Source organism: Sporichthya sp. (assembly GCF_013815995.1).
Taxonomy (GTDB): Bacteria; Actinomycetota; Actinomycetes; order Sporichthyales; family Sporichthyaceae; genus Sporichthya.
The window spans coordinates 1-4,645 of sequence record NZ_JACDFE010000290.1 but is presented as its reverse complement, the minus strand read 5'-3'; the positions used below and the strand labels follow the sequence as shown (position 1 = coordinate 4,645).

Annotated in this window: 5 protein-coding genes and 1 pseudogene; 2 read left to right on the top strand and 4 right to left on the bottom strand. The window is 71.5% G+C overall.

Going from position 1 to position 4,645, the window contains the following annotated elements:
• Positions 1–114: pseudogene (locus H0X00_RS24015) on the top strand (IS630 family transposase); the annotation flags it as partial.
• Positions 115–123: 9 nt separating this feature from the next.
• On the opposite strand, the gene H0X00_RS21765 reads toward H0X00_RS24015, so the two are convergent.
• The 4 genes from H0X00_RS21765 to H0X00_RS21750 form a co-directional block, all read right to left on the bottom strand.
• A complete protein-coding gene (locus H0X00_RS21765) occupies positions 124–954 on the bottom strand; it encodes an MBL fold metallo-hydrolase (RefSeq protein WP_293774784.1) in 831 nt (276 codons plus the stop codon).
• A complete protein-coding gene (locus H0X00_RS21760) occupies positions 951–1,832 on the bottom strand; it encodes an NUDIX hydrolase (RefSeq protein WP_293774782.1) in 882 nt (293 codons plus the stop codon). Before H0X00_RS21760 ends, H0X00_RS21765 begins: the two co-directional genes overlap by 4 nt.
• A 112-nt stretch (positions 1,833–1,944) precedes the next feature.
• Positions 1,945–3,165, bottom strand: a complete 1,221-nt coding sequence (locus H0X00_RS21755; protein ID WP_293774780.1) for a nitric oxide synthase oxygenase — start codon at positions 3,163–3,165, stop codon at positions 1,945–1,947.
• A 175-nt stretch (positions 3,166–3,340) separates the two neighbouring features.
• Positions 3,341–3,724, bottom strand: a complete 384-nt coding sequence (locus tag H0X00_RS21750) for a hypothetical protein (protein WP_293774779.1) — start codon at positions 3,722–3,724, stop codon at positions 3,341–3,343.
• A gap of 163 nt (positions 3,725–3,887) precedes the next feature.
• On the opposite strand from H0X00_RS21750, the gene H0X00_RS21745 reads away from it, so the two are divergent.
• Positions 3,888–4,559, top strand: a complete 672-nt coding sequence (locus tag H0X00_RS21745; protein ID WP_293774778.1) for a response regulator transcription factor — start codon at positions 3,888–3,890, stop codon at positions 4,557–4,559.
• Positions 4,560–4,645 lie beyond the last annotated feature (86 nt).

Here is a 4,645-nt window from a genome sequence, read left to right as displayed (position 1 = left end):
CTGCGCGTGAACAACGACTTCCCCAGGCCCTTGATCTGGACCGCCAGCGCCGAGTCGATACTCGCCAAAGTCCGACGCGGACGCGTCGCACTCGAAGTAGTCAGTCAAAACTGAGACACACCACTAGCGGTACGGGTTGGGCGGGACCTCGTCCGGATTCTCGACCGCCACCCCCAGGAAGATCAGCTGGGCCTTGACCGACCATTCGGCGGCCGGCCACAGCGCCTTGTCGACGTCGACGTAGACACGCTCGACAACCTGACGGGGAGTCACATCGCCGGCGTCGATCGCCGCCCGCACCTGCTCCAGCCGCTGCCGACGGTGCGTCAGGTAATAGTCGATGGCCGCGCCCGCGTCGGGGAGCACCGGTCCGTGGCCCGGGTAGACGGTGTCGACCACGTCGCCGGCCAGCGCCGCGAACCGTTCCAGCGAGGCGAAGTAGTCGCGGAGCACGCCGTCCGGCGGGATCACCACGGTCGGGCCCCGACCGAGCACCATGTCGCCGGTGAGGATGGCCCGCTCGGCGGGGAGCAGGAACGTCATGCAGTCCGAGGTGTGGCCCGGGGTGTGCAGGACGTCGAGTTCCAGGCCGTCGACGCAGATCTTGTCGCCCTCGGCGAGCGCGGTGATGCCGGGGCCGATCTGGAACTGCGGGTCGGCGGCCCGAACCGGGGCGTCCGCCATCACCGCGAACGCCTGCGCCCCCTCGACGTGATCGTGGTGGCGGTGGGTGGCGAGCACCATCGCGACCGAGCGACCGCCCTCGGTGGCGGCGGCGAGGACGGCGTCGAGATGGTCGGCGTCCAGCGGACCCGGGTCGACCACGATGCTGCGGGCCCCGCCGGGCTCGGCGAGCACCCAGGTGTTGGTGCCCTCCAGGGTCATCGGGCTCCCGTTCGGGGCCAGCACGCAACGGGCACGCGGGCTGACCGTCCCGCCGGTCCAGGCGCTCACGGCGCCGGCGGCCGGTAGTCCGGGTCGCCGGGCAGCACGAGGATCATGTCTTCGCCCCGCACGACCACGTGCGGCTCGATCGGCACGATCTCGCGGGCGGCGCTGGCCGCCATCGCCTCGGCCACGCTCCGGTACCCGCCGATCTCGGCCAGGCTGATCAGGGTCGGCGGCATGATCGCCATATCCCCGGACTTGAACCGTTCGATGGCCGCTTCCGGCCGCACCCACTCGACCTGGTCGGCCTCCTCGCCGAACTCACGGGTGACCTGGCCCGCCGGGAGCGCCGCGGCCAGAAAGCGGGTGTCGAAGCGCTTCGGCTCGAACGCCGGGGTGATCCAGTGCGCCCAGGGCACGACGAGGTCGGCGCGCAGGACGAGGCCGCGGCGGGACAGGACGTCCGCGAAGGACAGCTCGCGGTCGATCAGCGCAACCCGGTCGGCCTCCCAGTCCGCGCCCGAGGTGTCGGCCACGACGGTGTCGGCGTCCGGGCCGGCGAGCAGCACCCCGGACTCCTCGAAGGTTTCGCGGATGGCCGCGCAGACCAGGGCGATCGCCAGGGGCTCGGGAGCGGAGAAGATCTTCGCCCAGTACTCCGGCGCCGGGCCCACCCAGTCGACGTCGATGATCTCGTCGCGCAGGTCCACGGAGCCGCCCGGGAACACGTACTGACCGGACGCGAACGCCATCGTGGCCTGCCGGCGCAGTACGTAGACCTCGGGGCCGGCGGAGGTGTCGCGCAGCAGCATCACGGTCGCGGCGGAGCGCGGGTCCACCTGGGCCCGACGGCCCTCGCGGACGTCCTCCACCTGCCCGACGCGGTAGGGCGGCAGCTTGCGGCCACCGACCAGGCCACGGATCGATGCGGGGACGACATCCATCCCGCGATGTTATGCGGCGTGACGGCACGGACGGGGTGTCAGCCCTGGTGGGCGGATGTCAGCCGGCATGCAGGCTGACATGCGCCCGTGCGGGACGTCGTCCCGCGGAGGTTCAGGCGTCGGAGGCGCTGCGGCCGGTGACCGGGCAGACGGCGACGGCCGCCTGGGCCGCCTTCGTCGCCACCGGGCACCCGGTGCCGCGCGGGGTGAACGCCGGGGTCTGCTCCTCGGCGTCGTAGTAGCGGTGAAACACCCCGGTCGCGGAACTGGACATCGGCGGCGCCAGCCAGGACCAGTCACCGGGAACCGTGCGCCCGGCCTTCTCCTCCCGCTCCACGTGCATCAGGAAGCGCTCGGACTCGGTGTGGTGGTCGGTGATGGTGACCCCGGCCATCGTGAACGAGTGCAGCACCGCGACGTTGAGCTCGAGAAGTGCTCGGTCCTTCCAGAGCGTCCGCTCGGTGCTGGTGTCCAGGCCGAGACGGCGGGCGACGCCGGGCAGCAGGTCGTAGCGGTCCGAGTCGCCGAAGTTGCGCGAACCGATCTCGGTGCCCATGTACCAGCCGTTGAACGGCGCGGCGGTGTAGGTGATGCCGCCGATGTGCAGGTCCATGTTCGCGATCGCCGGCACCGCGTGCCAACTCAGGCCGAGCTCGGCGAACCAGGGGTACTGCGGGTGCTCGATCGGCACCTCGAGGATCGCGTCGCGCGGGATCTCGAAGACGTGCGGCGGTCCGGCCGGGCCGTCGATCACCAGCGGAAGCAGGTCGAACGCGCTGCCCTCACCGAGCCAGCCGAAGCGCTCGACGGCGCGGGTGAAGTCCACCTGCGACGGGTCGCCGATCACCGAGCCGTCAACGGCGCGGTAGCCGGCGTAGCGGACCATCTGGTCGTTGCGGATTCGCACCCCGCGGCGGCCCGGGGCGGGCGGGGCGAAGATGGTGATCGTCGGGCGGATCTTGCCGTCGTTGGTTGCGTACCGCAGGTGCTCCACGCACTCGGTGAAGACGTCGAACGGGTCGGTGACCCCGCGGGCGTCGCGGACCACCAGGCTCTTCCAGTACAGCCGCCCGATGCACCGGCTGTTGTTGCGCCAGGCCACCCGGGCGCCGAACGCGAGCTCGTCGTAGGTGTGCACGTAGGTGCCGGTGCGCTCGATCTCGATCGCCACCTGCGAGATGCGGTCCGGCAGCGAGCCGGCGTCCGGGTTCTCGGCGTGGAACAGGTAGAGGAACTTGATCGCCTCGTTCAGGTCCACCGAGGTGAACTCGTCACTGGGCACCCGGGCCGCGACCGGCGCCTCCTGCGGAGGGATGCCCGGCCCGCGAAACATCCGGGCGATCCTGGGCAGGCCGCGGCGTGCTTGATCCGCAGTCAGCGACATAAGGGCAGATACCTGACCAATCGGGCGTCTCGTGACGCCGTGGCCGGCGCCCTGGGTGGCTCAGTGCCCAGGTATGACGCGACCCGCCGGGGGGCGGTTCCCGCGCCCCGGTGCCTTCACCCGGTCAGTCCAGCACCGGCACGGCGCGCCGTGCGGGGGCCAGCGTGAGGACCACGCAGACCACGGTGACGACGGTCGCGACCGCCGAGGCGACCTTGATGCCGGGCTCCACGTCGACGAAGAAGACCGGCAGGTTGGTCACGCCCTGCAGGATCGTGGCGCCCGCCGCCAGGCGCAGCGCGCGGCGGCACCTGACCCGCAGGGCCTGAACTGCGGCCACCAGCATGACCACGCCGCAGATCGAGGCCAGCACCAGGACGGCCATCGGCGGGGAGTCCTGCCCCGGTTCGGAGTCACCGCCGAGCAGCGGGCTCGGGATGTTGAGCACCCCGAAGATCGCGATGAGGACCAGGCCGATCTTGTTGCGGCGCGTGAGCTCGGCGTCCATGTTCGTACTCCTTCGACGAGAGTGGTCGGTCCGGTTCCCCGACGATCCGCCGCGCATCACCTCACCCACAGGAGGCGGCCCCCCTCATCCTCCGGGAGTTCTCCCGGCAGAACTAGGGGCGACCCCCAGGCAGGGCGCGGGCTGAAGCGGCATCATCAACGCTGTGACGGTCACGGAACCCACGGACGCCGCAATCCGCATCCTGCTCGCCGACGACCACCCGGTCGTCCGGCACGGCCTCCGCGCCTTGATCGACTCCCTGCCCGGTCTTGAGGTCGTCGCCGAAGCGGTCGACGGCCAGGCCGCGGTCCGGGAAGCGCAGTTGCTGCACCCGGACGTCGTCCTGATGGACATTCAGATGCCGGTCATGGACGGCCTGGAGGCCACCCGCCGGATCCGCACGGCGGTCCCGTCGACCGCGGTCCTCGTCCTCACCATGTTCGACGACGACGACACCGTGTTCGCCGCGATGCAGGCCGGCGCCAGCGGCTACCTGCTCAAGGGGGCCGAGCAGGAGGAGATCGACCGGGCGATCCGGGCGGTCGTCTCCGGTGAGGCCATCTTCGGCCCCGGCGTTGCGGAGCGGGTACTGCAATTCTTCCGCTCGCCGCCGCGGCCGGCAGCGGAGCCGTTCCCCGAGCTGACCGCACGCGAGCGGCAGATCCTCGACCGCATCGCGGCCGGGGAACGCAACGCCTCGATCGCCGCCGCGCTGCACCTGTCCCCGAAGACCGTCGGCAATCACATCTCCGCGATCTTCGCCAAGCTCGCCGTGGCCGACCGCAGCGCGGCGATCGTCCGAGCCCGCCAGGAGGGTCTGGGCAAGGGCACATGATCGCGGTCCCGGTGGCGGTGGCGCTGATCCCGGCCGCCGCGGTCGTGGGCGGCAGCGGCGTGCTGCTGCTGCGGGCCCGCCGGGCC